Annotated in this window: 1 protein-coding gene; it reads right to left on the bottom strand. The window is 76.1% G+C overall.

Features of this window, described 5'->3' with window-relative positions:
- A partial coding sequence (locus tag KUM32_RS40450) for a YafY family protein (RefSeq protein ID WP_217146681.1) occupies positions 1–544 on the bottom strand: 544 nt, incomplete at both ends.

The raw sequence follows: 544 nt of genomic DNA, 5'->3' as shown, positions 1-544 counted from the left end.
ACGCTCCGACAGGCGGAGCACGACCTCCGCGTGCAGGATCGAGCGCCGGAAGTCCGCCGCGCGGTCCGCCCAGAAGGCGGGCAGCTCGAAGGAGGCGTCGCGCTCGAAGCGCTCCCCGGACGGTTCGACGGCCGTGAACCGGTCGACGCGGTAGACCCGCCACGAGGCGTCCACGCGCGCCGCCAGATACCAGACCCCCGCCTTGAGCACGAGCCCGTACGGTTCCAGCTCGCGCTCCACCTCGCCGCCGCCCCGGCGGTAGCGGGCGGTGAGCCGGCGGTCGTCCCACACCGCGTCGGCGATCACCGGGAGCATCTCGGGGGCGCTCGGCGCGTGGAACCAGCCCGGGGCGTCCAGGTGGAAGCGCTGGGCCGCGCCGTCCGCCGCGTCGCTCAGCTCGGGCAGCAGGGCGGCCGACACCTTGAGTCGGGCCGCGGAGGCGGCGTCCGCGAGGCCCATCTCGCGCAGCGCCGACGGCACCCCGGACAGGAAGAGCGCCTCGGCCTCCGTGCGGCCGAGGCCGGTGAGGCGGGTGCGGTAACCG

The organism is Streptomyces sp. AC627_RSS907 (assembly GCF_019049165.1).
This window is presented reverse-complemented; position numbering and strand designations above follow the sequence as displayed.